The sequence below is a fragment of the Okeania hirsuta genome, from assembly GCF_003838195.1.
In the GTDB taxonomy this organism is placed as follows: domain Bacteria; phylum Cyanobacteriota; class Cyanobacteriia; order Cyanobacteriales; family Microcoleaceae; genus Okeania; species Okeania hirsuta.
The window spans coordinates 1-1,449 of record NZ_RCBY01000577.1 but is presented as its reverse complement, the minus strand read 5'-3'; the positions used below and the strand labels follow the sequence as shown (position 1 = coordinate 1,449).

The 1,449-nt window shown below is 36.4% G+C and carries 2 protein-coding genes; both read right to left on the bottom strand.

All coding sequences use genetic code 11. The annotated features are described in order from the left end of the window. Nucleotides 1-244 precede the first annotated feature (244 nt). Nucleotides 245-520: a Tse2 family ADP-ribosyltransferase toxin gene (locus D5R40_RS32975; protein WP_205127284.1), complete on the bottom strand. Its 276-nt coding sequence runs from the start codon at nt 518-520 to the stop codon at nt 245-247. A gap of 142 nt (nt 521-662) precedes the next feature. After that, the gene (locus D5R40_RS32970) at nt 663-1,304 is read right to left on the bottom strand and encodes a Uma2 family endonuclease (protein WP_124143939.1); all 642 of its coding nucleotides are present in this window, start codon (nt 1,302-1,304) and stop codon (nt 663-665) included. Between the last annotated feature and the right edge of the window lie 145 nt (nt 1,305-1,449).

Sequence of the window (1,449 nt, the reverse complement as noted above, 5' to 3'; positions counted from 1 at the left end):
TTCAATTGCCTCAACAATAAATTGTGTTGCTTTATAAGATAAAATCATGTCCGGTAGCATCGGAGCGTGTATAAAATTAAGGTGACAATAGGATAAAACCTTCTGCCTCCTGCCTCCTGCCTTCCTTCCAGCAAAGTCTAATTATTCAACCGGACATGATATAATTTCATAGTTAAATTTCCTTCGTTTACTAATTGGGTAAAATGTTAGCCTACTAAAATAATCATTACTACCTTTTTATAGCTTAGGTTATCTTTTTAAAATATGTTCCTATTTCTCTAAGAACTGCTTTATATTTTTCTAATGGCATAGTATAACTTGGAGTCCATAACCAGTGATTATTGTAATCATTAATCAGCGTTAGTGCTGAAGGAATCTCGGTATCTCGTTCTAATTTCCACCAGTTTTTACCGCCTCTGGGAACTGCAAATGTGGAGATACCACCTTCAAAACTGCTATTAACCCAAATTTCTTTATCAATAACGTAAGTAGCAATATCTTTACTGCGGACGTTATCCATATAAATCAATAGGTGTTTTTGCCATTAAGCATGAATTTCTAATAATCTTTATTTAAAAATAATACTACTAACTTAATAAAGTAACAGCAATATTATTATTAATCCGTGCCCTACTTGCGTAGCGCTATATTACTTTTGAAAATTACTGAAACTCCCCTAATAACCAACCCCCTATCTGTGCTTGGTCTTCCGTGCGACTGCGACTTAAAGCAGTTTCCAATATATCAATACTTAACCCTGGTAAAACTGCCGACTCCCGAATACGCCTGCTACCATTATTACCAATAATCGCAAAAGCAATAATTTGTGCTTTTTGTACATCTACCACCCAGTATTCTGCTACTTGTATTTCCTCGTAAAGTAACCTTTTGTGACCAATATCATCAGCTAAAGTAGAGTCAGCAACTTCTATAACTAAATCTGGCGGTGGCGTAGTGTCGAGGTTAGTAATGGCTGTTCCTTTTGGAGCCAAGTCTGCTCGTTTCCCAATATAATAAGATATATCTGGTTGACACTCTCTGATACCTGTCATTCTATAGCTACAGTTATCTAAACTATTAAAAGCAAGACCTTTGATAGTGCAAAAAAGATTAATTGCAAATAGAATAATTGCATTATTTCTGGAGTGGTCAGGTCCTATTGGCATAGTTTCAATTCTGATTTGCTCGTTGTGGTAATAGCATTTAGCTTTTTTATAAGCAGGATTATTTGCCATTTCGATGAATTCATCCCAGGTAGCGATCGCCCATGTATTTGTTGGCAGATTTGTTTTGATGGTACTCATAGAAACTCCTTTTTTAACCCAAATCAAGATGTTGATTTAATTCTCCAGTACATTCTCAAATAAGATTTTATAGCGCTGCGCGCAGGCAACAGGCAACAGGCAATAGGCAACCCACCCCTAACCCCTCCCAGGAGGGGAATAAAAA